Here is a 23,910-nt window from a genome sequence, read left to right as displayed (position 1 = left end):
CCCGCAAAGCAATGGGAATACAACGCCACATTCGAAGTTCGAACTGAATTAGCGGAACCTCAGATAGTGCCGGCAGTTTAGAAAGATGACCTCAAAACACCGAAAGGAGGACGAGATGAAGACCCTAACCGCTATTTTGCTCGCCACCTCTATGATCGGGCTGACGGCCGGCACGGCAAGCGCCACCTGCCATGAGACGACCGCATCGATCGAAGCTCAATCAGGCGTCGCAAAAGACGCAACGCGCGCGCCCCTCGAAACCGAAGCGAATACTGGTAACAGGGTAGAGGGCGGCCCGGCCAACAAGACCGGCAACACCATGCCGCTTGCCGAGAAGGAAGCCGGTGGCGATAAAAACCTTGCCACCTCGCAGCAGGATGTCGAGGCGCAGCAGGAGGGCGAGATGACAGCAGCGGCCAAGGCCGACCCCTGCAAGCCGAAGTGACGCGAATTGAAAGGCTGTTTGCAGACGGCGCGCCGTAGCACACGCAATGGTCACCCGATCCCGCCGGTCACCATGTAGGCGCCGGCGGCGCGTCCGTCTTCAAGACGCACGACAGTGCTGACGATCGAGCCGTAGGAGCCGCGCCAGACGCTGTGGCTCCTGTGGTGCTCTTTGGCCGGCACGACCGCACGCCCGGTCAAGCGCGCGCCGATCCGCTGCATGGTGACCGGCTCACCATTGACATGCACCTTCACATGGGTTTCGGTTCCGGCCTCGCCATCGACATCGAGCATGATGCTTATCTCGTCATGGTCTCCCGCACGGCGCGTCTCGGCGGCAAGCGTGACGGTCAGCGGCGGCGCCTCGCCGGGCTGGTCTGCGGCAGGCCGGGCGAAAAAAACATCGTCGGGAAGTTCCGGCGTGCGCGGCGGGCGGCTGCGGCGCTGGCCAGAACGCTCGAAGTCGCCGGCCAGCCGCAGCAGCTTCGTATCCGCATAAGCCTTGCCGGCGAAGGTCAGGCCGACCGGCATGCCGATATCGGCCATCGTGCCCATCGGCACGGTGACGGTCGGAATGCCGAGATGGCGCGGCACCAGATTGCCATTGGCGACCCAGGTGCCGTTGCGCCAGGCAAGTGCCGCGGACGCCTCGTCGACATCCGCATCGGCCGGCCCGACATCGGCGACCGCGGGAAACACCACTGCGTCGAGCCGTTGCGCGTCGAGCCAATCCTCGAAATCGATGCGCCGCGTCGCCTCCAGGCCTTTTAAGCCGGCCTCCAGCTCGGGAATGGCCAGGAATGGGGTGACGCCGCGCTTGGCCCGCTCGACATATCCCGCCACATCAAAACTGTCCTCATAACGGTCCGGCAGCGTGCCCGGCGGCTGCGGAAAGATCTTTGCGCCGTCGACCGACGCGAGATCGGGGATGGCAGGGTCGGCATTGGCGCGCAGGAAATCGTCCCAGGCGAAGACGCACAGGTCCCAGATCTCGCGCTCGGCGAATCCTTTGGGAATCAGCCCGCGATCGACCATGTTTTTTGTGCCCGGCCGGTCGCGCTCGTAGTTGGAGACGACGGGAAAATCGACCTCGACCACATCAGCACCGAGCCGCCGCAGATCCGCTGCCGCCTGCTGCCACAGCTCCAGCACCGAGGCGCGGGTCTGGATCGGCACATCAGCCTCCGTATCGCGGCCGATATACATGCGGGGCACGCCAAGCCGCATGCCTCGCAGCGCCCCCTCCAGCCTGAGGCCGGTGTAGCGCGACGGCCGTACGTCCGAGCTTTTTGGCAGCGCCACCCAGGGCTGCGCGCGCCAGAAATCGCCGGTGGTGTCCGGGTCGTCGGCGACGATCACGTCGAGCAGTTCGAGCATGTCGGGCACGCTGCGCGTGTGCGGCACCACCACGTCCATCGTCGGCACCAGCGGCCAGTTGCCGCGCACCGAAATGACGCCGCGCGACGGCGTGTAGGCGACCAGCGCGTTGTTCGACGCCGGCGCCCGGCCCGACGACCATGTCTCCTCGCCGAGCCCGAAGGCGGCGAAGCTGGCGGCGGTCGCGGTGCCGGAACCATTCGACGAGCCCGACGCAAAAGCGGCGGTCAGGTAATCGGCATTGTAGGGGCTTTCCGCCCTTCCGTAGACGCCGCGCTGCATGCCGCCATTGGCCATCGGCGGCATGTTGGTCAGCCCGATCAGCACCGCGCCGCCGGCCCGCAGCCGCCCGATGGTGAAGGCGTCCTCGTTGGCGACGAGATGCTCGAACGCCGGCGAGCCGGCGGCCACCCTCAAGCCCGATACCTTGTAGCTGTCCTTGGCGGTATAGGGGATGCCGTCCAGCGGCCCGAGCGTCGCACCACTCCGGCGGCGCCAGTCGGACGCGGCCGCCTCCTCGAACATTTTCGGATTGAGCACGGGCACGGCGTTGAGGGCGAGGCCATGGCGGTCGTAATGCGCAATCCGGCGCAGACAGGCGCCGACCAGCTCGACGCTGGTGACGATGCCGGCCTCCAGTGCCTGCCGCAGCTCTGTGATCGATGCTTCGACGATGTGGAGATTGGTCGTCATGTTCGGTTCCAACGCTTGGTCGAAGCGGTATTGGCCTCGAAAACCGATGCCGTAAAGGGGTTTTGCGAAGGCGGATGTGGCAGCCGATCTCCCAGGGGGAGATTGGATGTCACTCCTGTTTTCGCCAATCTCGAACGCTGAAGGATGGACGGTAAGGCCAAAACCGCCAATCTCCCCCCTTGTGGGGGAGATGTCCGGCAGGACAGAGGGGGGCGCTGTCCCGCCGGCCTGTCAACCATTCATAGTTACCCCAGCTGACTGGTTCCTCGTTGAGAACGAGTTAGAGCAAGGTTGGCGCTCTACGGCGCCCCCCTCTGTCCTGCCGGACATCTCCCCCACGAGGGGCGAGATTGGCAGCGTCGGCGATGGCGTTCTTTTCCGTAACGTCATCATCACTCCGGCGCTCCGGCGAAAAGCACCACCCCGTCCCCGCCTGCCGCCGGCCAGTCGCGGATGGTGCGGTCGTAGCCGCCGGTGAGCACTGTGCCGTCGGCGGCGAACGCCACGGCGTAGACCGGACCGGAGCGGCTGTCGAACAGCGCGGTCTCGTTGCCGGTTTCCAAGTCCCACAGCCGTGCCGTTCCGTCGAGCGAGCCGGAGAGCAGCCGCTTGCCGTCGGCCGACAGCGCCAGCACATAGACCGTGCCCGAATGGCCCTCGAGGCGGCGCACTTCCTTGAAGGTGTCGAGATCCCAGAGCTTGATCGTATAATCACCGCTGCCGGTGATCAGATGGCGCCCGTCGGCCATGAACACGATCCCATAGGGGCCGCGCTCATGCCCGTGCCAGCTGCGCAGCTGCTTGCCGGTGGCGATGTCCCATAGTTTTAGCGTGCCCTCGATACTGCCGCTGATCGCGCGTGTGCCGTCGGGTGAGACGGCGACCCCGCTGATCGACCAGTCGTGCCCCGGCATCACACGCAGCACCGAGCCTTTCTCGATATCCCAGACGATGACCCTGCCGGTGTCGTGCCCGCTGACCGCACGTTTGCCGTCGGGGCTGATCGCCAGCTTGTTGACGCCGCCGTTCTGGCCTGAAGAGAAGACGTGCAGCACCGCGCCATCGGCGAGCTGGCGCAGCACGATCTCGCCATCGTCGCCCGCCGTCAGCGCCCGCGCCCCATCGGGCAGGAAAAGCGCTGTCCGCGCCATGTCCTTGTGGATGCCGAGGGTGCGGATCAGGCGCTTGCCTTCGATATCCCAGAGCTTGATCGTGCGGTCGGTGCTGGCGCTCAGGATCGAGTGCCCGTCGGGCGCCACCGCCAGCCAGACGACAGGCTCGCGGTGGCCATCGGGCTGCGTCGGCTGCGATGGCGGAACCTGCGGCAGCGGCGCGACGGTCTGCGGTGGCGCAGCCGGAGCTGGAGCAGGCTCCGGCGGTGAGACAGGCGGGGGGAGCGCGACCTCGGATGGCGAAGCAGGCGCCGGCGGCTGTATCGCTTCCGGTTCCGGGGCCGGTGCGCTGGAGACGTCTTGGCCTTGCGGCGCGCTCGGCGCCGGTTGCTCGGCGATCAGGCCTTTGCCGGCGTCCTGTGGCTGCCGCGACCAGGGGCCGAGTTGGTCGGCCACCAGAGCGAGCACGGCGAGGAACGGAACGACGGCAAAGAGCCGCCGCAGGCGTGGTCGTCCGCCGGGTTGCGTTTCGGCGCCCCTGCCGAACAGAGGAGTCTTCGGATCGTGCGTCGAGCGGCCCGGCAACAGGCCGGCCCAGAACAGCAGCGCTGCAAGGGCTGAGACAACGCCCGCTATCCCGAAGAAAGCCATGCGCACCGACGCGAAGCCTTCGCCGGCGCCCCCCAGCGCGAAATACACGCGTGTGAAGCAGAGCATGCCGATCGCCAGCAGCAGCATTGCCAGCACCCTGTCGACAAACCTGTTCATCGGCTCCCCCCGGGTCGCTGTTCGCTTTGCCCGCAATGATGCCGGTCGAGGCCGGGTTTGTCGATGTCCCGGTTCAATTCCGCAGATTGCCAGCGAACAGCAGCACAAAAACGCTCGCCTGCAACAAGCGCTGGATGCCCCCGGGGATCTCTTGGGTCGCCGCAATGTTGCCCGGTCGTGCGCTAGGATCGCTCAGCAGTGCTCAAGACCGATCGAGGCCAGATGATGGATGAGTGGAAACTACCCTGGGACGGCGGCTGCCTGTGCGGCGGGATACGCTTTCGCATAAGTGCGCCGCCCTTGCTGACCATGGCCTGTCATTGCACCGGCTGTCAGAAGCTGAGCGCGAGTGCTTATTCCCTGACCATGGCGGTGCCAACCAACGGCTTTAGCGTTACGCAAGGCGAGCCGGTGGTCGGCGGTATGCATGGGCCGCACCGGCAACTCTACTGCCCGCACTGCAAGAACTGGATGTTCACGCATCCGCACGGCCTGGACTTCTTCGTCAATGTCCGCGCGACCATGCTCGACCAGCATCATTGGTATGAGCCCTTCGTCGAGGTCTTCACGTCGGAAAAGCTGCCCTGGGCCACGACCGCCGCCAGCCACAGCTTCGCCACTCAACCCGACCTTGAGGGGTATGCACCTTTGATCGAGGCTTTCGCCCGTGAAGGCGCGCGACCGGTGTGAGGGGTTGTGCATGAGGGATCATCTTTGATTTCGCCAATCGCCAACCTCGAAAAAGAGGCGCTATCGGCGGAACTCCCCCTTGCGGGGAGATGGTCTCCGCCCTCACCGCAACTCAACCCAGACCGGCGCGTGGTCGCTGGCGCCGGGCTCGCCGCGGACGTTGCGGTCGATGCCTGCCCCGGCCAGCCGGCGCGCCAGTTTCCTGGACAGCAATATATGGTCGAGCCGCAGGCCGGCGTCGCGCGGCCAGCGGTTGCGGCGATAATCCCAGAATGTGTAGAGCGTCTCCTTCGGATGTTTCTTGCGCAGTGCATCTAGCCAGCCCTGGTCGAGCAGCGCTGCGAAGGCGGCGCGGCTTTCCGGCTGCACCAGCGCATTGTCGTCATAGGAGCGGGTCGGATAGATGTCGCGCGGCTCGGGCACGATATTGTAGTCGCCGGCGAGCACCACCGGCAGCCCGGTGTCGAACAGTTCCGCCGCATGCGCGTTCAGGCGTTCGTGCCACGCCAGCTTGTAGGTGAATTTCGGGCCGGGCTGCGGGTTGCCGTTCGGCGCATAGAGGCAGGCGATGACGATGCCGCTGACCGCCGCCTCGATGTAGCGGGCCTGGTTATCGCTGTCGTCGCCGGGCAGCGCCTCGCGGGTCAGCACCGGCTCCGAGCCGCGCGAAAGAATGGCGACGCCGTTCCAGGTCGGCTGCCCCACCCAAACCGCGCCATAGCCGGCCGTGGCGAGTGCTGTGCGCGGAAACTGTGTCTGCCTCGCTTTCAGTTCCTGCAGGCAAACGATGTCGGGCTTGGCGACGGTCAGCCAGGCCAGCAGGTTTTGCAGCCGGCCGTTGATGTTGTTGACGTTGAAGGTGGCGATCTTCATCGGCCTGCTTCAGCGCACGATGCGCTCGGTCCACGCCTTGACCGCTTCAGCGAGTGTCTTCAGATGATCGGCGGTCGAAAAACCGGAGATGCTCTTGCGCGGCTTCAGATCGTGGTCGCCGTCCTCCAGCCAGGCGATTTCGATTGTGTCGGAAAGATCGTAGGTCGCGACCTCGTCCCTGGTCCCGAATTCGTCGCGTGTGCCCTGGAAGATCAATGTCGGCGTCTTGAGATCGGCGAGGTGTTTTGTGCGAAGCTGCGTCGGTTTCTCCGGCGGATGGAAGGGGTAGCCGAGGCAAAGCAGCCCTGAAATCTCGCCCTTGGAAAACATCTCGTCGGCGATCATCGAGGCGACGCGGCCGCCCATCGACTTGCCGCCGATGATGAGCGGCCCATTCACACCCTTCGCCCTGAGGTCGGCGATCGCCCTGACGTATTCCGGGTTCACCGTCTCGGCGCGCGGCGGCGGCTTGCGGTGGCCGTAGCGGCGGGCTGCCATGTAGTGGAACTCGAAGCGCGCAACGCGAAACCCGGCGGCAGCAAGTGCTTTTGCGGTGGCGGTCATCGAGGCCGAGTCCATCGGCGCGCCGGCGCCATGGGCGAGCAGGATGGTGATGGGAGCGGCGTCGGGACCGTCGAAGAGGAAGGCGGTCATGGGGTGGGCCGCAGATGAAGGCCGAGTTCCTTCGCGCCCCCCTCTGGCCTGCCGGCCATCTCCCCCTCAAGGGGGGAGATTGTGCGTTCGGCCGCTTTCGCCAATCTCCAACGTCGCAGGAGTGAGCGGACAGTCGAAGCTGCCGATCTCCCCCCTTGAGGGCAGGGCTGTCCGGGGAAAGTTATTCATAAATGAAGGCCATCTGATTGGGAGAGGCTCGGTCCCTTGGTCGGCTTGGATTGACCGGTGGCGGCTTATCGATGGTGTGCAGTTTCCGCCGCCCGAACAAGTATTGAGCGACCAGTTCTGTGAACCTCAAGATAGGAATAGTGACGCGGCGGGTGCGCGCGACAATGCGCAGCAGCGCAAAGGCGATCATTGCGGCAAAGAGTTGCAGGCGGATTGCATTGCCGTTGTTGCCGAGGAACTTGCGGATCTTGAGGTGCTGCTTGATCCATCGGAACAGAAGCTCGATGTGCCAGCGGCCTTTGTAAAGCCGTCCAATCTCGACGGCAGAGCGCTCCAGATCGTTGGTCAAAAGCGTGATGGTGTCGCCCGTTTCGCGCTGAACGCGCAGGCGACGCAGCCGCATCGGCAGCTTGCAAGCAGCCTTGCTGACCAAGCTTACCTCACTGTCTTCCACAACCAGGAAGCCGTCGCCCTGCGGCTCGGCTATAGGGCGATCACGCAGCAGCGCCAGCCTCATGTTGGATTTGGGCCGCGTCACGAAGATCGATCCGGCTTCGGCGATCGCCGTCCACCAGCCATAATGGCAGTAGCCCTTGTCGAACACGTAGGTCGCTCCAGCTTCGATCGTGATCTGGCGACCGACCTGGGCGTCGTTGACGTTGGCGTCGGTGATGTCGAGGATGCGCGGACAGTCGGTCTTCGGGTCATAGACGACATGCACCTTCATGCCGCGGATGCGCCCGTTCGACTTGGCCCAATCGCACAGTTTGCCGAGCGGAATGGGGGTCGAGTCGATCAGCCGCAGCATCGCTTCGCCCTCGCGCCGCATTTGCCTGTCGAGCAGGTTCGCCACCAGACCGAACGCCTCGGCAAAGATGGCGACCGGACGCCGTCTGTTGGCATCCGACAAGGTCGAACGCATCAACGGACCGCTGCCCAGGTGATAATGATGCTGGCTGTTGGCGTTCCAGCCGGCTTCCAGGCCACGCAAGCTGCTGCTGCCGCAGAACTGGGCATAGATCAGCGCCACCAGATGATCCCAGCTTCTGAACGATTTGTCGTACGCATCCCCGTCGTGGCGATCCACAATTGCTTGGAATTGACGCCGATCGATGGGTTCAAGAAGCTGCCCGAAGATGCTAGGTGCAAAGCGCATGCCCCGTTCCTTTTCTGAGTCTCGACAACCAGAGAAAAGACGGACAAACCCCGTTTTACGGGGCATGCACATGTGGCATTTCGATTCACTCAAAACTTTCCCCGGACAGCCCTGCCTTGAAGGGGAGATGTCCGGCAGGACAGAGGGGGGTGCTCAAGCGCAGACATTGAAGCCCTCACCCCGACATCCGCGCCAGCTGCAAATCGATGAATTGTATCCCCCTGGCCGCCATGCGCGCCCATTCGGAGCTGGCGTCGAGCTCGAGATATCGCGACCAGTTTCGCCGCGCCTCGGCGAGGTTGCCGGCGTCGAACTCCAGCCTCGCCAGGTTGAACACCGCGTCGGCATAGTTTTGGTCCAGCGCGATCGCCTTTTGCAGATGCCGTCGCGCCGAGCCGTCGCGGCCCTCGTCGCTCATCAGCCCGGCCAGATTGAACCAGGCCTCGACGAAACCCGGATCGAGCTTTATCGCGCGGGCATAGTCGTGCGCCGCCTCGGCCGCGCGTCCAGCGGCGCGCAGGCAGTTGGCGCGGTTGAAGGCGGCGATCGCATCGGTCGGATCGATGGCCAGGCAGCGCTGGTAGAGTGCCGCCGCCTGCTCGTGGTGTTCAGCCTCTTCCGCCGCTTCGGCATCAGCGAACAGTTCTTCCAGCGTGTCGTCATCGGGCGACCCCAAATCGAACAGCAACTGGCCGTCGACTTCGCACTGCCCGCCTTCGAGGTAGATCTGATCGGCGCGCCCATGCTGCGAGCCGACATTCAGCGACTTGGCGGTCAGCGAGGCGACCGGACCGCAGCGGTGCACCGAGCGCGCGATCGCCCCCCACGAGGCGCCGCCGGCGATCAGCCCGGCATATTTGCGGGCCAGGATCAGATCGCGGAACGAATAGGGTTCGCCATCATGCTCGAAGGCATCGAACAGGCTGAGAAGGTCGAGATCGGCGGCGGTCAGCCGCGACTGATCGAGAAGCGACTGCCGCGACAGGGTCGAGGCCTCCGGCGCCTTGATCAGCCCAAGCAGGCGCAAAAAACCGTTTTCGCTGATCAGCTTGCGCCCGGCCGCACGCTCGGCGGCGACGCGGCGCTCGATCTCGGCATCCCCGGCCTTGGCCAGAAGTGTGCGGCCGAACACGACATGGCTGGTGCGCCTGTTAACGCCGCGCCGCAATTGGCCCTGCTGGCGCTCTACTTCACGCGCCGCCAGCCTCAGCGGGAACGCCGCCAGCGCGCCGATGGCGCCGAAGACGGTGCCGGAAATTATAGCGGGGGGCGCTGTCACCCTTTGCTCTTGCCGACGGCCTTGAGCAGATTGGCCTTGAGCGGATTTTCCTTGGCCGCGCCGGCGCCGCTCTTGGTGGATTTCGTTGCCGGTTTCGCCGCTTCATCGGCCTTGCTCTTGCTCTTGGCCGGCGGCTTGGCCGATTGCGACAGGCTGGCCTTCAGCGCATCCATCAGATTGATCACATTGCCGCGCTCGGGAGCTGCCGCAATGATCGGCTTGTGACCCTTGAGCTTCTCGCGGATCATCGCCATCAGCGCGATCTCATAGCGGTCCTCGTAGTTCTTCGGGTCGAAGCTGGTTTCCTTCTGCTTGATCAGCGCTTCGGCGAGCTGCAGCATTTCCGGGTCGGGCTTGCCGGCCGGGATGTTGCCGAAATATTCAGCCGTGCCGCGCACTTCGTTCGGGTTCCTCAAGGTGCAGACGAACATGCCGTTCTCGCGGGCGCCGATTGTCACCACGCGCTCGCGGCTGGACAGCACCAGCCGCGCGATCGCCAGTTTGCCGGATTTGCGCATGGCTTCGCGCAGCACCGCGAAGGTCTCCTCGGCCATCGCGCCATCCGGCGCCAGATAGTAGGGCGCGTCCTGATAGATGACGTCGACCGAACGCTCGTCGACAAAAGCCTCGATGTTCATCGTGTGGTTGGATTCGATCTTCACCGCCTCGAGGTCGGCGTCGTCGATGATGATGTACTGCTTGTCCTCGTATTCGTAACCCTTGACCAGGTCCGCGCGCTCGACCAAACCGAGCTCGGGATCGACCGGCTTCATGTTGATGCGGTTGTGGGTGTCCTTGTGCAGCTGGTTGAAGCTGATGCGCTCGGCTGTGCTCGTCGCCGGATACAGCCGGACCGGACAGCTGACGAGACTGAGCTTGAGGTAACCTTTCCAACTTGCCCTGGGCGCCATAAAAATTCTCCTACGCGGCCGTGCACTGTCGAACTGTTCGCAGCGCTTCGTCCAAAGGACGAACGGTGCTGCGCAAAACCTACATCGCCCTCACAATACCGGCAAATCCCTAGCGAAATCTTCCATGTCGACCCAGGGATCGCCGGAGGTGGCCAGAAGGCCCGGCAGCGAAGAGTAATTCAAATCTTCCGGAGCGTCGATGAATTCCAGATCGGACCAGCTCACCGGCGTCGAGGCCGGCAAATTGGTGCGGGCGCGCAGCGAATAAGGTGCCGCCGAGGTATGGCCGCGCGCGTTGCGATGAAAATCGATGAAGATGCGCCGCTTGCGGTTGTCCTTGCCCATAGTGGTGGTGAAGGTGTCGGGCGCGGTGGCGGCCAATGCCGAGGAGATGGCGCTGGTCGCCTGGTGCAGCTTCTTCCAGTTCTGTTTCTGCTTCACCGGCACTGATATGTGGATGCCCTTGCCGCCCGAGGTTTTGGCAAACGGCACCAGCCCCATCGCCTCCAGTTCGGTGCGGATATGCACCGCCGCCTCGACCACCTCGCGCCAGCTGACCCCCTCGCCGGGATCAAGGTCGAAGACGATCAGGTCGGGTTTGTCGAGCCGCGTACGATGGGTGCCCCAAATGTGGAACTCGACGACGCCGAACTGCGCCAGCGCCAGAAAACCCTTGGCGTCCTCGACCGACAGGTAGGATTTGGTCTCGCCCTCGGAATTGGTCGTCTCGAAGGTCGCCACCGATTTCGGCATGCCGGTGAATGCATGGCGCTGAAAGAAGCAGTCCTGCGGCTTGCCGGTCGGGCAGCGCACCAGTGACACCGGGCGACCCAAAATGTGCGGCAGCATGAAGTCGCCGACCAGCGCGTAGTAGACGGCGATATCGAGCTTGGTCGGTCCGGTTCTGCCGAACAGCCGCCGCGTCGGGTTGGTCACCCAGATCGTGGCGAGGTCGGCCTCGGCGATCAGCCGCTTGCGCTTGGCCGATACAGGCGTCGACAGGCCGACGTCGCGCAGTCCGCGGAACACGGCATGGCGCAGCGCATTGTCGGTGGTCCGGTTGGCATAGTGGATATGGGCCGAAAGCAGCGGCCGCACCCAGTTCATCTCGCGCATGATCTCGCGCGGAACCCCGTCGGGCGCCGACGCGCCGGCGCGCAACGGCTCCAGCCGGGAAAGCAACTCGGTGGCGGTGGCGGCATCGAAGCCGGTGCCGACCTTGCCGCGATAGTGCAGCTCGCCGTCCTCGAATTCGCCGAGCCCGAGTGCGGCCAGCCCCTCGGCTGCAGCGGAGGTGGTGTAGCCGGCGATGACGAAATCGCCGGTCTTCAGCGCCTTGGTCTTGGTCCAGGTCTTGCTGCGGCCGCTCTGGTAGATCGCCGTGGCACGCTTGGAGACGATGCCTTCCAGCCCCATCTCGGAGGCCTGGTCATAGAGCGCCTGGCCATCGCCTTCGACGTGGTCCGAGAACTGGATGGCGAAGTTGGCGCCCAGGCCGGACAGCAATTGCGACAACAGCGCCTTGCGCCGGCCGAGCGGCGCTTTTCTCAGGTCCCAACCGTCGAGATACAACAGGTCAAAGGCATAGAAGTGGAGCTTGTTGCCGGCGCCTTGCGCCAATGCATCCTGCAGCAGCGCGAAGCGGCTGATGCCCTTGGCATCGAGCGCAACGACCTCGCCGTCGACGATTGCATCGCGGCACGGCAGCCTGGCAAAGGCAAGCGGCAGGTCGCCATAGCGCCTGGTCCAGTCAAGGCCGGCGCGAGTGATCAATTTGACCGCGCCGTCGGCCAGATGCGCCATGGTGCGGTAGCCGTCGAATTTTATCTCGTGCAGCCAGGTATTTTCCGCGGGGCCGCCGCCGCCCGGCTTTGGAACCTGCGTGGCCAGCTGCGGCTCGATGCGGGAAGGCAGCGGCGCCTTGACCGCGCCCGGCAGCGCACCGGGTCTCAATGCCACCGGTTTCGCAGGCCTTGCGGCAGGCCTTGCCACCAGCTCCTCGATGCGGCGGCCGGATTTGACGCTTTCCGGCCGGGCCTCCAGTATGTCGAGCGCGGTATCGGCGGCGAGATCGCGCTCCTTGAACAGCAGCCAGTTCTTTTTGCCCTCGTCCTCGCCGGGCTTCGGTTTCAGCCTGGTCAGCATCCAGCCGCCATTCAGCTTCTCGCCGGCGAGACGAAATTTGAAGGAGCCGTTGCGCAAGCTCTTTTCGACATCGTCCATCGGCGCCCAGACGCCGGTGTCCCAGACGATCATCGGCCCGCCGCCATATTCGCCCTCGGGAATGACGCCTTCGAAGTCGATATATTCAAGCGGATGGTCCTCGGTCTCGACCGCCAGCCGCTTGTCGGCAGGATTGAGCGACGGACCGCGCGGCACCGCCCAGCTCTTCAGCACATCGCCGACCTGCAGGCGAAGGTCGTAGTGATCGGCAGTGGCATGATGCTTGTGCACGACGAAGCGGTTGCCTTCTGCGGCAACCGGCCCACCGACCGGTTCCGGCGTCTTGCTGAATTCACGCTTGGCGCGATAGGCCTTGAGTTTGGCGGGAGCTGGCATGTCAAAGACCGAAGCGCGCGGCGGTCAGCAACCGGCGTCTCATTCCTTCGCGCCCCCCTCTGTCCTGCCGGACATCTCCCCCACGAGGGGGGAGATTGGCAGCTTCTGCCTTGGCGCCTCTTCTTTGACGTTGGAGATTGGCGAAAGCATTCGTGACATCCGATCTCCCCCCTTGTGGGGGAGATGTCCGGCAGGACAGAGGGGGGCGCTGTCCCGCCAGCGCCCCGGAATACTCCTGGGATGACGAAGGGATGGATGTCACACAGCTCAATCGTCGGTGGCCGGCGTCAGTTCGAGCTCGGCCGGCGACAGGCCCTGCTGGAGCTGGCTCAGCCGGAATTCGTCGACCCAGTAGGCCTCGCCGTCGATGAGGACACGCGCCTTGTAGGCGCCGGCGGAAAAGCTCTGTGCGGTGATGTAGACCTTGTGGCGGTCGAGCGCCCTGCGCACCGCGGCGCGCTTGGAATTCTGGCTGGTGGCGGAACTGGCCATGGACTGCTCATACACACGCCGCCGCAGGACATGGCGGCTGGCATAAGGATGGCCGAGACCGGGTGTTCTGTCAATTTTTCAGTGGGCGCGAACGGTGATCGGCCGGCATCGATCGGGCGAGCCGGCACCGACTCCTGCATGCATCAACTTGCCTACGCCAGCCTCGCCAGTTCGGCAGAATGGCGGATGGCAAGCAAGGCGTCCGGGTTGGTCACTGGATAGCCTGCGATGAAGCGTTCGACCGAAAAGCCTGGAAATTCGGCTCTCAAGCGGGCCGCGGCGCGCGCCGCGGCGCCGGCCTCGCCCATGGCCGCATGCGAAAGCGCCAGGAACATCAGCACGTCCGGCGACTCCGGCGAACTCCTGCGCAGCGCCGCGACAGCTTCCCGATGCCTGCCGACGGCAAACAGGACGCGGCCTTGCATGCCGAAATACCAGGGCGGGGCCAATGGATTGAGGCGCATGGCACGCTCGATGAGCGGGATCGCCTCGGCCGGATCGCCGGCGACAAGCGCCTTGCTGCCGGCCAGGAGCAGCAGTATGCCGGCGTGGTTGCAGCCGTATTCGAGAGCCCGCCGGTGCGCGCGCTCCGCCCCTTCAAGATCGCCAACGCATGCCCTGACATTGCCAAGGCATGCGTGAGCGCAGCTGTCCGTCGGGTCGAGGCGCAGGGCGTTTTCGGCCGCGATCCGCCAGTTCTCGATCGATATCAGCAAGTCGTCACCAAAGCCGTTGCAGGCCTCGACCGAATAGGCGTAAGCGAGTTCGGCCCAGCAGTTGGCGAAGGCAGGATCAAGCTCCAGCGCGCGTGAAAACAAGCGGATCGCCTCGACATTTCCGGCGCGGCTGAACGTAGTGTGCTGTTCGAGGGCAAGCAGATAAAAATCATAGGCCCGCAAGCTGGCCGGCGGCTTGCGTCGAACCGCATTGCGGCCGACCGTGGCCAGCATTCCGTAACTGCCGGCAAACACATTGATGATGCTTTCGGTCAGGCTGTCCTGGAGCGCGAAAACGTCCTCGGCCGGGCGATCGTAGCGCTCCCTCCACAGGCTGACGCCGTTAGCGGCATCGGCAAGCTCCATCGTCAAGCGAATCCTCTGGTCGTCCGCACGCAACTGGCCCGATACGAAATAGGTGACGCCGAGCGCCTTGCCATCCGCCGCGAAATCGGCCGGCTTGCTGCCCAGTGATTTCATCGTGTGGAAGGCAATGACATGCAAGCCCGCGTATCGCGCAAGGTCGATGGTGATGTCCGACGACAGGCCGTCGGCAAAACGGTGCCAACGCTCTTCCGAATTCAGGCATTCGATCGGAAATATGGCGAGCACCGGCAGGGCGCCGGACAAAGACCCATCCGGCCGAGCACCGGCACCGCCGGCAAAATACGTCGCGAGCCCGATCTTGGTACGCACGCCAAGTTTTTCGTAGATGGCCGCAAGATGGGTGCGAACAGTGGTCGGGGCAATGAAAAGTGCATTGCCGATTTCGCGATAGGTCATGCCGGTTGCGAATTTTTCCGCAACCGCGCGCTCGCGAGCCGACAAGGCATCGAGCGCCTGCGCTTTCGAAGCGTCGTTGACCGTCATGGTGGAACCCGTCCCAAGACAGAATACTACAAATGCAGGAGGACGAATACTGCATCTGCGCGATCCCGCCGCAGGCGCACAAATGGCAAGGTCGTTGGCCGCAACAAGCTGCAATCCGGGGGAGGTAACCATGCGTCCTGTTTCGATCATGCTTGCATGCACGATGTTGAGTCTTTCCGCCGCCCAGTCGCCGTCGTTCGCAAGAGGATGCAGGCAGGTGCTGGAATCGGATGTGAAAATCACGAGCATGCGCGTCTATGCCGACATCCTGGCCAATGCCGCCCGCAACGGCTGGGACTACACGCCTGAATCGATCGTCAGCGGCTCAAAGCGGCATTTCGAGGAGATGAAGCTCCAGTTGAACGACGCCGGCTATGAGATCGTCCCCGTCGGCGTGCGGCTGTATTGCAAACGGTTGGACAAGCTGGCCGCCCGCTAGCAACCAGCGTCATCGGCAAGGACAATCTCGACAAGGCGGAAAGGCTGGGCGAGACGAAATAGGCCAATTGGCAAGGCCGGCGGGACAGCACCCCCCTCTGGCCTGCCGGCCATCTCCCCCTCAAGGGGGAGATCGGCAGCTTCGCTGGCTGCGCCTTTTCTTCAACGCTGGTGATTGGCGAAAGCCGTGACGACATCCGATCTCCCCCTTGAGGGGGGAGATGTCCGGCAGGACAGAGGGGGGTGTTCAAGCGCCAAGAGATGGCGTGAAAAACTGCATCAAGGAAGCAACCTTGCCCGCAGCCGAAGCCCCTGCCCTCTCCCGCCCTCCTCGCCGTCGACGGCGTGACCAAGCGCTTTGCCGGCATGGGCGCCGCCATGAGCCGGCCCCGCCCGTTCTTGCGCAAATCTCCGGGCTTGGCTAGCATCCGCCCGCCGGCGCCGAGCGGAGGAGAACGTCGCGGTGGACCGGCTGGAGCGCCGTTGCGTCCCCAGGGCGCTCAAAGGACACTCCATTTCTGGATCGACGCAGGAATTTTCGGAAAACCGGAACCGGTTTTCGGGTTCATGCGCTCATGTGGGAGGAGACTGAATTGATGAACAGACGTGAATTCCTGCTGTCGTCCGTGGCGACGGGCACATTGGCGCTGGCCGCTCCGCAACTGGCCCTCGCCCAGGACAAGCTGACCATCCTCGGTTCGGTGCCGAGCCTCGGCTTTCCATTCTTCGTGCACATGCTGAACCAGATCAAAGCGGAGGCGCAGGCGCAGGGCGTCAACCTTGTCGAAAGCGACGGCCAGAACTCGGCGCCCAAGCAGACCGCCGACATCGAGGCAGCGCTCGTGCAGAAGGTCAACGCCATCGTCATCTCGCCACTCGACGTCAACGCGCTGGCCCCGGCCATCGAGCAGGCGATCCAGGCCGGCGTCCCCGTCGTCACCATCGACCGTCGCGTCGACGGTGTCGAAGGCATTCTCGCCCATGTCGGCGCCGACAATGTCAAGGGCGGCGAGGCCGAAGCGCAGGCCATGGTGGCGGCGTTCCCGAACGGCGCCAAGATCTTCCATCTGCAGGGCCAGCCCGGCGCCGGCCCGGCGATCGACCGCAACAAGGGCGTGCACAACGTTCTCGATCCGCTGAAGGACAAATACCAGATCGTCTTCGAGCAGACCGCCAATTTCGCCCGCGCCGAGGCGCTGTCCGTCACCGAGGCCGGCCTTGCCGCCAACGGCAAGCCCGACGCGATCATCTGCGCCAATGACGACATGGCGCTGGGCGCGGTCGAAGCCTGCGCGGCGCGCAACTTCACCGACGTCAAGATCTACGGCTTCGATGCGCTTCCCGAAGCGCTGGTCGCCGTGCGCGACGGCAAGCTGGCCGGCACCGTCGAGCAGTTCCCCGGCGAGCAGTCGCGCACCGCGGTGCAGATCGCCGTCGCCTATGCCAGGGACAAGACCGAGCCGAAGGAAAAGCTCGTCCTGCTGACGCCGATCGTCATCGGCAAGGACAATCTCGACAAGGCGGAAAGGCTTGGCGAGACGAAGTAGGGCAATTGGTGAGGCCGGCGGGACAGCGCCCCCCTCTGCCCTGCCGGGCATCTCCCCCACTTGGGCGGAGATCGGCAGCTTCGCCGATGGCGCCTTTTCTGCAACGCAGGAAGATTGGCGAAAGCCGAGGTGACATCCAATCTCCCCCCTTGAGGGGGAGATGTCCGGCAGGACAGAGGGGGGTGCTGTCCCGCCGGCAATCGCAATCCAGGAGCAATTTTTGTCCGTCGCTGAAGCCGCAACATCATCTCCCGCCCTCCTTGCCGTAGAGGGCGTGACCAAGCGCTTTGCCGGCGTGACCGCGCTCAGCGATGTCTCGCTCGAGGTTCGACCCGGCGAAATCCTCGGCCTGCTCGGCGAGAACGGCGCCGGCAAGTCGACGCTGCTCAAGATCCTGTCCGGCGTGATGCCACCGTCCAGCGGCCGCGTCGTCTTCGACGGCGTCGAATTCAATCCGCACAATCCGCAGGATGCCAAGCGCCTCGGCATCGTCACCATCTACCAGGAACTGAGCCTGATCCCGACGCTGACCGTGGCGGAGAACATTTTTATCGGCCGCGCGCCGCTCGGGCGATTCGGCCTGGTCAGCTGGCGCAAGATGGAGGTAGACTCGCGTGCCATCATCGCCCGCGTCGGCCTGGACCTCGACCCGGCGACGCCGGTGTCGGCGCTGTCGGTGGCCGAGCAGCAGCTGGTCGAGATCGCCCGCGCGCTGTCGCTAAAAAGCCGTCTCATCATCATGGACGAGCCGACCTCGGCGCTGACCGAAACCGAAGTGCAAAAACTGATGTCGATCATGGGCCGGCTGCGCAAGGACGGCGTCGCCATCATGTTCGTCACCCACCGGCTGGAAGAGGCCTCTGCCATCTGCGACCGCATGACGGTGCTGCGCGACGGCCGGTTGGCCGGCCATCTCGACCGCGATGGCGGACCGATCAAGCTGCCCAAAATCATCGAAAAAATGGTCGGCCGCGCCGCGTCCGAGCTTTATGCCAGGCCGACGCTGCGCGACGTCGCCGGCGACGTCAGGCTTTCGGTGCGCGGCCTGCGCACGGTGCGCGATCCGCAGGCGCCGCACGCCATCGTGCTCGAAGGCGTCGATCTCGACCTCAAGGCGGGCGAGATCCTCGGCGTCGCCGGCCTCGTCGGCTCCGGCCGCACCGAACTTGCCCGCGCCATCTTCGGCGCCGACCGCATCGCCGCCGGCACCATCACCCTCGACGGCAAGACGATCGCGCCTGAAACACCCGCCGACGCCATCGCGCTCGGCATCGGCCTGGTTCCGGAAGACCGCAAGCACCAGGCGATCTTCGCCGCGCTTGGCATCCTCACCAACTTTTCCGTCGCAGCACTGCGCCGCTACTCCAACGCTCTCGGCTTCATGGCCGAACGCCGCGAGCGCCAGGCACTGGCGGGCTACAGAAAAACGCTGTCGATCCGCATGGCCTCGCCCGAGCAGCCTATCGAGGGGCTGTCCGGCGGCAACCAGCAGAAGGTCATCCTCGCCCGCTGGCTGGCACGCGACCCCAAGGTGCTGATTGTAGATGAACCAACGCGCGGCGTCGATGTCGGCGCCAAAGCCGAGGTGCACCAGATCCTGGTGCAGCTCGCGGCGCGCGGCATCGCCATCATGATGATCTCGTCGGAATTGCCCGAAGTGCTTGCGGTGTCGGACAGGATCGTCACCATGCGGCGCGGCCGCATCACCGGCGAGATGCCAGGCATCGAGGCGACAGAGGAAAAACTGATGGAACTGATGGCGCTCGATCAAACGCAGGAAGCGACGCAATGACCAGCACGACCGAACAGGGCCAGCGCGGCGGCATCAATGTCGCGCGCCTGCTGATGAGTTTTGGCCCGCTGATGTTCCTGGCGCTGCTGATCGTCGTCTTCACCGTGCTGAAGCCGAGCTTCATCGACCCGATCAACATCTTCAACATCATGCGGCAGATCTCGATCACCGGGCTGATCGCGCTCGGCATGACCTTCGTCATCCTCACTGCCGGCATCGACCTGTCGGTCGGTTCGCTGCTGGCTTTCTGCGGCATGGTCGCGGCGGTGGTGGCCAAGGGCGGCACCGCCAACACGCTGTCGCTGTCGACGTCCGGCGCGCAAGGCCATGGCTGGTTCGCCGCCCTTCTGGCCGCCGTCGTCGTCGGCGCCCTGGCCGGCGGCGTCCAGGGCTTCGCCATCACCCGGCTGAAGGTGCCGCCCTTCGTCGTCACGCTTGGCGGCCTCACCGTGTTTCGCGGCCTGACGCTGACGATCTCCAATGGCGGCCCGATCTCCGGCTTCGACGCCTCGATGCGCTGGTTCGGCACCGGGCTGATCGGCCCGGTCCCGGTGCCGGCGATCATCTTCGCGATCGCCGCGATCCTCTGCCACATCGTGCTGCGCTACACGCGCTACGGCCGCGCCGTCTACGCTGTCGGCGGCAATGCCGAGGCGGCGCGGCTGTCGGGCCTGCGCGTCGACCGTATCCTGATCTCGGTCTACGTCATCGTCGGCTTCTTCGCCGGCCTTGCCGCCTTCGTGCTGTCGGCCAGGCTCAATTCCTCGGAAGCCGTCGCCGGCATCGGCTACGAGCTGACCGTGATCTCGGCGGTGGTCATCGGCGGCACCTCGCTGTTCGGCGGCATCGGCTCGGTCGGCGGCACGGTGGTGGGTGCAGCACTGATCGGCGTGCTGCAGAACGGGCTGCAGTTCAACAACGTCTCGTCCTACACGCAAAGCATCGTCATCGGCCTGATCCTGATCCTCGCCGTGGCCTTCGACCGCTGGCTGAAATCACGGGTAAGGCGGTGAGGGTTGGGGAGGTACAGACCTAGATCGGCGGAGGTCGGCGGGACAGTACCCCCCTCTGTCCTGCCGGACATCTCCCCCCTCAAGGGGGGAGATTGGCAGCTTCGCCGGTAGCGCATCTTCCGAGATTGGCGAAAGCCGAAGCGACATCCAATCTCCCCCCTTGAGGGGGAGATGTCCGGAAGGACAGAGGGGGGTCCTCGACCGTAGGGCGGAGAGATCAAGGCAGTGAACCACTATCCCGTACCTCCCCGCAACCGCGGCAATGCGCGCAAGATGCGCAAGGCCATGACGGACGCCGAGCTGAAGCTCTGGAATGAGATTAGGGCGCACCGTCTCATGGGATTGTCGTTTCGGCGACAGATGCCGATAGCCGGCTACATTGTCGATTTTGCCTGTCCGGACAAAAAGCTGATCGTCGAACTCGACGGCTCCCAGCACGCTCAGGCCGAAGCCTCGGCATCCGATGCCTACAGAAGCTCGAGGCTGGAGGGCGACTGGCTGGACCATCCTGCGTTTCTGGAACGACGACGTCATTCGCGACATCGACAATGTCTGCCAGCACATCGTGATCGTAGCCGGCCTGGCAGGCGCGGACACGTGTTGAGTGTTGGTACGGAGCTAGATCGCGCAACGCTTGCGGGACAGCACCCCCCTCTGTCCTGCCGGACATCTCCCCCTCAAGGGGGGAGATTGGTGTCACCTCGGCTTTCGCCAATCTCGAACATTCGATGAAAGGCTACCGCTCACGCCGGTGCGTTGAGACGCTGCGAACGCGCCCAATCGGCGACCGGTCCACCCGCAACCGTCGAGCTCGTCTGCGGCGCGAGAAGATCGTTGCGGCGGGCGAACGCCACGAAGGTCGCCCGCGCCGTCTCGGCGTCGATCTCTCCGTCCATCGCCGCCCGGCAGGCTTTGGCGGCGATGTCATGCGCGGCCGTCCGGCTCGCCCGCGGCCAGTCGGCAAGCAGCGCATAGGCCTCAGCCGCGCTTTCTATCCTGGTCGGCGTGCCGAGGCCGGTAAGGATGGTGACCGGCTTTTCAAAAGAAGAACGGTCCATGACACTCTCCTTTCAACTGTCTCCATTCCACCGTAACACGCGGCAATCAACTGCGCTCCTCCTTGCCGGCCCCCACGCGTTGGGCCGACAGGAACATCAGCGTATAGGCCGACTTGCGGCGATCCCAGCCGGCCTGCTCGGCCTTATCCAGCAAGCCGTCGACCAAGGGCGCCAGCGCCGCCCTGCAATCGGTTTCATAGTTGAAATCGTTCTTCGGGCGGGTCGGCGCCGCGATCTCTCCAAAACTGTCCAACATATCCATGGCAACACCTGCTCCGCATTGGTCCGGACCGGCAAGACCGTGCCCGCTTTTGGCGGACACGGTCGATCTGCCGTTTAGAAGCCTCGCTTGGAGGCTGATCTCAGAGACTGTTTCGAAATTCGCTCTGGCGAGTCATATGGTGGTGGTTTCGAGAACCGGCGCGCAGCGGACATTTGGGTCCGTGAGCACCGGAAGCGCAGAAAACGCCATCAGATGGCCGCCAGAGTAGAGTTTCCAAACGGTCTCTTTAGAAGTCCATGCCGCCGCCGCCGGGCATTGCCGGTGCGGCAGCTTCCTTCTTCGGCTTCTCGGCCACCATCGCCTCGGTGGTGACGAGCAGGCCGGCGACCGACGCAGCGTCCTGGAGTGCGGCGCGCACCACTTTGGCCGGGTCGATCACGCCTTGCGCGAAGAGATCGCCGAACTCATTGGTCTGGGCGTTCCAGCCATAGCCGAATTCGGTCTTCTCGCGCAGCTTGCCGACGATGATCGAACCTTCCGCACCGGCATTCTCGGCGATCTGGCGCACCGGCTGCTCAATGGCCCGACGCACGATCTCGACGCCGGTCTTCTGGTCGGGATTGTCGACGGCGACATTGTCGAGCGCCTTCGCCGCCCTGAGCAGCGCCACGCCGCCGCCAGGCAGTATGCCTTCCTCGACCGCAGCGCGGGTGGCGTGCATGGCGTCGTCGACGCGGTCCTTGCGCTCCTTGACCTCGACCTCGGTCGAGCCGCCGACGCGGATGACGGCGACGCCACCGGCGAGCTTGGCCAGCCGCTCCTGCAGCTTCTCGCGGTCGTAGTCGGAGGTGGTCTCCTCGATCTGCGCCTTGATCTGGGTGATGCGGCCCTGGATCTCGTCCTTGCGGCCGGCGCCGTCGACGATGGTGGTGTTCTCTTTCTCGATCACCACTTTTTTGGCGCGGCCGAGCATCTCCAGCGTGACGTTTTCGAGCTTGATGCCGAGATCCTCGCTGATTGCCGTGCCGCCGGTCAGGATGGCGATGTCTTCCAGCATCGCCTTGCGGCGATCACCAAAACCCGGCGCCTTGACGGCTGCAACCTTCAGGCCGCCGCGCAGCTTGTTGACGACCAGCGTCGCCAGCGCCTCGCCTTCGACATCCTCGGCGATGATCAGCAGCGGCTTGCCCGATTGCACTGCGGCTTCGAGCACCGGCAGCATGGCCTGCAGGTTGGAAAGCTTCTTCTCGTGGATCAGCAGATAGGGCACTTCGAGCTCGACGCGCATCTTGTCCTGGTTGGTGATGAAATAGGGACTGAGATAGCCGCGGTCGAACTGCATGCCCTCGACCACTTCCAACTCGGTCTCGGCGGTCTTGGCCTCCTCGACCGTGATGACGCCCTCATTGCCGACCTTCTCCATCGCTTCGGCGAGGAAGCGGCCGATCTCGGCATCGCCATTGGCCGAGATGGCGCCGACCTGGGCGATCTCGTCGTTCCTGGTCACCTTGCGGGCATTGGCCTTGAGTTCGCCGACGATGGCGTCGACCGCCTTGTCGATACCGCGCTTCAGGTCCATCGGGTTCATGCCGGCGGCAACCGCCTTGGCGCCTTCCTGGACGATCGACTGCGCCAGGACGGTCGCGGTCGTGGTGCCGTCGCCGGCGACGTCGCTGGTCTTCGACGCCACCTCGCGCACCATTTGCGCACCCATATTCTCGAACTTGTCCTCGAGCTCGATCTCCTTCGCCACGGTGACGCCGTCCTTGGTGATGCGCGGGGCGCCGAACGACTTGTCGAGGACGACATTGCGGCCCTTGGGGCCGAGCGTCACTTTCACCGCGTCGGCGAGGATGTTGACACCGCGCAACATCTTCTCGCGGGCTTCGGTATGGAATTTCACATCCTTGGCAGCCATTGGATAACTCCTTCAAATAGGCAGCTTTTCGTTGACTGATTGCTTGTTCAGGCCCCGCTCAGGCGGCCTTCTGCATCTTGTCGCTCAATTCGATCACGCCCAGCACGTCGCTTTCCTTCATGATGAGCAGATCCTCGCCGTTGAGCTTGATCTCGGTGCCCGACCATTTGCCGAACAGGATGCGGTCGCCGACCTTGACGTCGAGCGGCTGCAGCTGTCCGCTATCGTCGCGCGCGCCGGGGCCGGCGGCGATGACCTCGCCTTCCTGCGGCTTCTCCTTGGCTGTGTCAGGAATGATGATGCCGCCTGCGGTCTTCTCGTCGACCTCGATGCGGCGGACCAGGATACGGTCATGCAATGGACGGAACGCCATGTCGTTCTCCTCATAGGACAAACAGATTTTCTTGGACCTCCCTTCGCAGCCGACCGCTGCAACGGTCGATGCGACGGTGCGCGACCCCTGCTCAGGCATCGCGCGCCTATCGAGTTAGTCTGCCGGTTCAGGCTTTCAAGAGGATGCCGAAAAAATTTTAGCACTCGCCATGTTCGAGTGCCAAAACCCGCTGATATCAGCGCTATTCCAAGGGTTTGAAGCGGCGGATGCAGCTTGAAATCGCGGCGCAAGCTTCCGACATCGCCATCGATCCGGCACCGCCTGGCGGCGGCCGGAACCGATGAGGAAGCGGAGCCGTTGTTCCATGCGGAGGATGCGATGGAGTGCGATGACCGATCCCAGCCGGTTTGCTCGATCCCGGCATTTCGATCATGCACGCTGGCGATGCGACGCTCGACGTTGATGAGAAGCGCGCGATCCTGTCGTCATACCACCGCATCGGCGTCTGATTGTACGACAGAAAGGAGACGTGCATGGTCAGCAACGAATTCCAGCTCCAGATGCAGGGTTTTGGCCTGACGACGGCGGAGATCCATTATCGCCTTCCCGACTATCGGGACCTGCTGCAGCTCTTCATCTGGCAGAAATACGACATCGCCCCGGATTTCCCGACACTGAAGCATTTCCTCGACTTTTGGGAACGTGAGATCGAGGGCCCGCTGCATTCCGTGCGCGTCGCCCATCACCGTCTGATCCAGCCCTCCGAATGGCGGGCGGTGGACGGCGTCATTACGCTGCAGTGAG

General features: G+C 64.2%; 21 protein-coding genes and 1 pseudogene. 8 read left to right on the top strand and 14 right to left on the bottom strand.

Going from position 1 to position 23,910, the window contains the following annotated elements; translation table 11 throughout:
• Positions 1–115 precede the first annotated feature (115 nt).
• Entirely contained in the window at positions 116–445 is a 330-nt protein-coding gene (locus tag JG739_RS13280; protein WP_202366838.1) for a hypothetical protein, read from the top strand.
• Positions 446–495: 50 nt separating this feature from the next.
• On the opposite strand, the gene JG739_RS13275 is transcribed toward JG739_RS13280, so the two are convergent.
• Together JG739_RS13275 and JG739_RS13270 are read right to left on the bottom strand one after the other, a co-directional pair.
• Positions 496–2,514, bottom strand: coding sequence for an amidase (locus JG739_RS13275; protein ID WP_202366837.1), 2,019 nt, complete (start codon positions 2,512–2,514; stop codon positions 496–498).
• Positions 2,515–2,906: 392 nt separating this feature from the next.
• Positions 2,907–4,394 (bottom strand): WD40 repeat domain-containing protein, encoded by a 1,488-nt coding sequence (locus JG739_RS13270; protein WP_202366836.1) that lies wholly within the window; start codon positions 4,392–4,394, stop codon positions 2,907–2,909.
• A 225-nt stretch (positions 4,395–4,619) separates the two neighbouring features.
• Here JG739_RS13270 and JG739_RS13265 point away from each other — a divergent pair, with 225 nt between their 5' ends.
• Entirely contained in the window at positions 4,620–5,084 is a 465-nt protein-coding gene (locus JG739_RS13265; protein WP_202367452.1) for a GFA family protein, read from the top strand.
• Between the two features lie 102 nt (positions 5,085–5,186).
• Here the strand turns inward: JG739_RS13265 and JG739_RS13260 are convergent, their stop codons facing one another.
• From JG739_RS13260 to JG739_RS13225, 8 genes are all read right to left on the bottom strand, one after another.
• Positions 5,187–5,957: an exodeoxyribonuclease III gene (locus tag JG739_RS13260; RefSeq protein WP_202366835.1), complete on the bottom strand. Its 771-nt coding sequence runs from the start codon at positions 5,955–5,957 to the stop codon at positions 5,187–5,189.
• 9 nt (positions 5,958–5,966) lie between these two features.
• A complete protein-coding gene (locus JG739_RS13255; RefSeq protein ID WP_202366834.1) occupies positions 5,967–6,611 on the bottom strand; it encodes an alpha/beta hydrolase family protein in 645 nt (214 codons plus the stop codon).
• Positions 6,612–6,792: 181 nt separating this feature from the next.
• On the bottom strand, positions 6,793–7,956 hold the full coding sequence (locus JG739_RS13250; RefSeq protein WP_202362951.1) for an IS4 family transposase: 1,164 nt from the start codon (positions 7,954–7,956) through the stop codon (positions 6,793–6,795).
• Between the two features lie 175 nt (positions 7,957–8,131).
• The gene (locus JG739_RS13245; RefSeq protein ID WP_202366833.1) at positions 8,132–9,235 is read right to left on the bottom strand and encodes a tetratricopeptide repeat protein; all 1,104 of its coding nucleotides are present in this window, start codon (positions 9,233–9,235) and stop codon (positions 8,132–8,134) included.
• On the bottom strand, positions 9,232–10,146 hold the full coding sequence (gene ku, locus JG739_RS13240; protein WP_202366832.1) for a non-homologous end joining protein Ku: 915 nt from the start codon (positions 10,144–10,146) through the stop codon (positions 9,232–9,234). Before ku ends, JG739_RS13245 begins: the two co-directional genes overlap by 4 nt.
• 90 nt (positions 10,147–10,236) lie before the next feature.
• Positions 10,237–12,705, bottom strand: coding sequence for a DNA ligase D (ligD, locus tag JG739_RS13235; RefSeq protein ID WP_202366831.1), 2,469 nt, complete (start codon positions 12,703–12,705; stop codon positions 10,237–10,239).
• Positions 12,706–12,972: 267 nt separating this feature from the next.
• Positions 12,973–13,197: a hypothetical protein gene (locus JG739_RS13230; RefSeq protein ID WP_202366830.1), complete on the bottom strand. Its 225-nt coding sequence runs from the start codon at positions 13,195–13,197 to the stop codon at positions 12,973–12,975.
• Positions 13,198–13,349: 152 nt separating this feature from the next.
• A complete protein-coding gene (locus JG739_RS13225; protein WP_202366829.1) occupies positions 13,350–14,783 on the bottom strand; it encodes a LuxR C-terminal-related transcriptional regulator in 1,434 nt (477 codons plus the stop codon).
• 232 nt (positions 14,784–15,015) lie between these two features.
• On the opposite strand from JG739_RS13225, the gene JG739_RS13220 reads away from it, so the two are divergent.
• The 5 genes and pseudogenes from JG739_RS13220 to JG739_RS13200 all read left to right on the top strand — a co-directional run bounded on the left by JG739_RS13220 (position 15,016) and on the right by JG739_RS13200 (position 20,177).
• Positions 15,016–15,222 carry a hypothetical protein gene (locus tag JG739_RS13220; protein WP_202366828.1) on the top strand — a complete coding sequence of 69 codons (207 nt, stop codon included), beginning with the start codon at positions 15,016–15,018 and terminating at the stop codon, positions 15,220–15,222.
• Between the two features lie 595 nt (positions 15,223–15,817).
• On the top strand, positions 15,818–16,768 hold the full coding sequence (locus JG739_RS13215; RefSeq protein WP_202366827.1) for a substrate-binding domain-containing protein: 951 nt from the start codon (positions 15,818–15,820) through the stop codon (positions 16,766–16,768).
• Positions 16,769–16,928: 160 nt separating this feature from the next.
• Positions 16,929–18,560: a sugar ABC transporter ATP-binding protein gene (locus tag JG739_RS13210; RefSeq protein ID WP_244749883.1), complete on the top strand. Its 1,632-nt coding sequence runs from the start codon at positions 16,929–16,931 to the stop codon at positions 18,558–18,560.
• Positions 18,557–19,573: an ABC transporter permease gene (locus JG739_RS13205; protein WP_202366825.1), complete on the top strand. Its 1,017-nt coding sequence runs from the start codon at positions 18,557–18,559 to the stop codon at positions 19,571–19,573. The genes JG739_RS13210 and JG739_RS13205 overlap by 4 nt, the downstream gene beginning before the upstream one ends.
• 225 nt (positions 19,574–19,798) lie before the next feature.
• Positions 19,799–20,177: pseudogene (locus tag JG739_RS13200) on the top strand (endonuclease domain-containing protein).
• Positions 20,178–20,316: 139 nt separating this feature from the next.
• Here the strand turns inward: JG739_RS13200 and JG739_RS13195 are convergent.
• From JG739_RS13195 to JG739_RS13180, 4 genes are all read right to left on the bottom strand, one after another.
• On the bottom strand, positions 20,317–20,631 hold the full coding sequence (locus JG739_RS13195) for a DUF982 domain-containing protein (RefSeq protein WP_202366824.1): 315 nt from the start codon (positions 20,629–20,631) through the stop codon (positions 20,317–20,319).
• A gap of 46 nt (positions 20,632–20,677) precedes the next feature.
• Complete coding sequence (locus JG739_RS13190; protein WP_202366823.1) at positions 20,678–20,893, bottom strand: hypothetical protein; 216 nt, start codon at positions 20,891–20,893, stop codon at positions 20,678–20,680.
• 247 nt (positions 20,894–21,140) lie between these two features.
• Positions 21,141–22,772 carry a chaperonin GroEL gene (gene groL / locus JG739_RS13185; protein WP_202366822.1) on the bottom strand — a complete coding sequence of 544 codons (1,632 nt, stop codon included), beginning with the start codon at positions 22,770–22,772 and terminating at the stop codon, positions 21,141–21,143.
• Positions 22,773–22,830: 58 nt separating this feature from the next.
• Positions 22,831–23,145 (bottom strand): co-chaperone GroES, encoded by a 315-nt coding sequence (locus tag JG739_RS13180; protein WP_202366821.1) that lies wholly within the window; start codon positions 23,143–23,145, stop codon positions 22,831–22,833.
• 494 nt (positions 23,146–23,639) lie between these two features.
• On the opposite strand from JG739_RS13180, the gene JG739_RS13175 reads away from it, so the two are divergent.
• Positions 23,640–23,909: an usg protein gene (locus JG739_RS13175; RefSeq protein WP_202366820.1), complete on the top strand. Its 270-nt coding sequence runs from the start codon at positions 23,640–23,642 to the stop codon at positions 23,907–23,909.
• Position 23,910 lies beyond the last annotated feature (1 nt).

The organism is Mesorhizobium sp. L-2-11 (genome assembly GCF_016756595.1).
In the GTDB taxonomy this organism is placed as follows: domain Bacteria; phylum Pseudomonadota; class Alphaproteobacteria; order Rhizobiales; family Rhizobiaceae; genus Mesorhizobium.
This window is presented reverse-complemented; position numbering and strand designations above follow the sequence as displayed.

What these genes read in the sequence shown, in the direction of transcription:
- JG739_RS13250 (WP_202362951.1), bottom strand. Translation starts at nt 7,956, where the DNA reads ATGCGCTTTGCACCTAGCATCTTCGGGCAGCTTCTTGAACCCATCGAT.
- JG739_RS13275 (WP_202366837.1), bottom strand. Translation starts at nt 2,514, where the DNA reads ATGACGACCAATCTCCACATCGTCGAAGCATCGATCACAGAGCTGCGG.
- JG739_RS13255 (WP_202366834.1), bottom strand. Translation starts at nt 6,611, where the DNA reads ATGACCGCCTTCCTCTTCGACGGTCCCGACGCCGCTCCCATCACCATC.
- JG739_RS13180 (WP_202366821.1), bottom strand. Translation starts at nt 23,145, where the DNA reads ATGGCGTTCCGTCCATTGCATGACCGTATCCTGGTCCGCCGCATCGAG.
- groL (WP_202366822.1), bottom strand. Translation starts at nt 22,772, where the DNA reads ATGGCTGCCAAGGATGTGAAATTCCATACCGAAGCCCGCGAGAAGATG.
- JG739_RS13195 (WP_202366824.1), bottom strand. Translation starts at nt 20,631, where the DNA reads ATGGACCGTTCTTCTTTTGAAAAGCCGGTCACCATCCTTACCGGCCTC.
- ku (WP_202366832.1), bottom strand. Translation starts at nt 10,146, where the DNA reads ATGGCGCCCAGGGCAAGTTGGAAAGGTTACCTCAAGCTCAGTCTCGTC.
- JG739_RS13175 (WP_202366820.1), top strand. Translation starts at nt 23,640, where the DNA reads ATGGTCAGCAACGAATTCCAGCTCCAGATGCAGGGTTTTGGCCTGACG.
- JG739_RS13260 (WP_202366835.1), bottom strand. Translation starts at nt 5,957, where the DNA reads ATGAAGATCGCCACCTTCAACGTCAACAACATCAACGGCCGGCTGCAA.
- JG739_RS13210 (WP_244749883.1), top strand. Translation starts at nt 16,929, where the DNA reads ATGTCCGGCAGGACAGAGGGGGGTGCTGTCCCGCCGGCAATCGCAATC.
- JG739_RS13270 (WP_202366836.1), bottom strand. Translation starts at nt 4,394, where the DNA reads ATGAACAGGTTTGTCGACAGGGTGCTGGCAATGCTGCTGCTGGCGATC.
- JG739_RS13265 (WP_202367452.1), top strand. Translation starts at nt 4,620, where the DNA reads ATGGATGAGTGGAAACTACCCTGGGACGGCGGCTGCCTGTGCGGCGGG.
- ligD (WP_202366831.1), bottom strand. Translation starts at nt 12,705, where the DNA reads ATGCCAGCTCCCGCCAAACTCAAGGCCTATCGCGCCAAGCGTGAATTC.
- JG739_RS13280 (WP_202366838.1), top strand. Translation starts at nt 116, where the DNA reads ATGAAGACCCTAACCGCTATTTTGCTCGCCACCTCTATGATCGGGCTG.
- JG739_RS13225 (WP_202366829.1), bottom strand. Translation starts at nt 14,783, where the DNA reads ATGACGGTCAACGACGCTTCGAAAGCGCAGGCGCTCGATGCCTTGTCG.
- JG739_RS13230 (WP_202366830.1), bottom strand. Translation starts at nt 13,197, where the DNA reads ATGGCCAGTTCCGCCACCAGCCAGAATTCCAAGCGCGCCGCGGTGCGC.
- JG739_RS13205 (WP_202366825.1), top strand. Translation starts at nt 18,557, where the DNA reads ATGACCAGCACGACCGAACAGGGCCAGCGCGGCGGCATCAATGTCGCG.
- JG739_RS13215 (WP_202366827.1), top strand. Translation starts at nt 15,818, where the DNA reads ATGAACAGACGTGAATTCCTGCTGTCGTCCGTGGCGACGGGCACATTG.
- JG739_RS13190 (WP_202366823.1), bottom strand. Translation starts at nt 20,893, where the DNA reads ATGGATATGTTGGACAGTTTTGGAGAGATCGCGGCGCCGACCCGCCCG.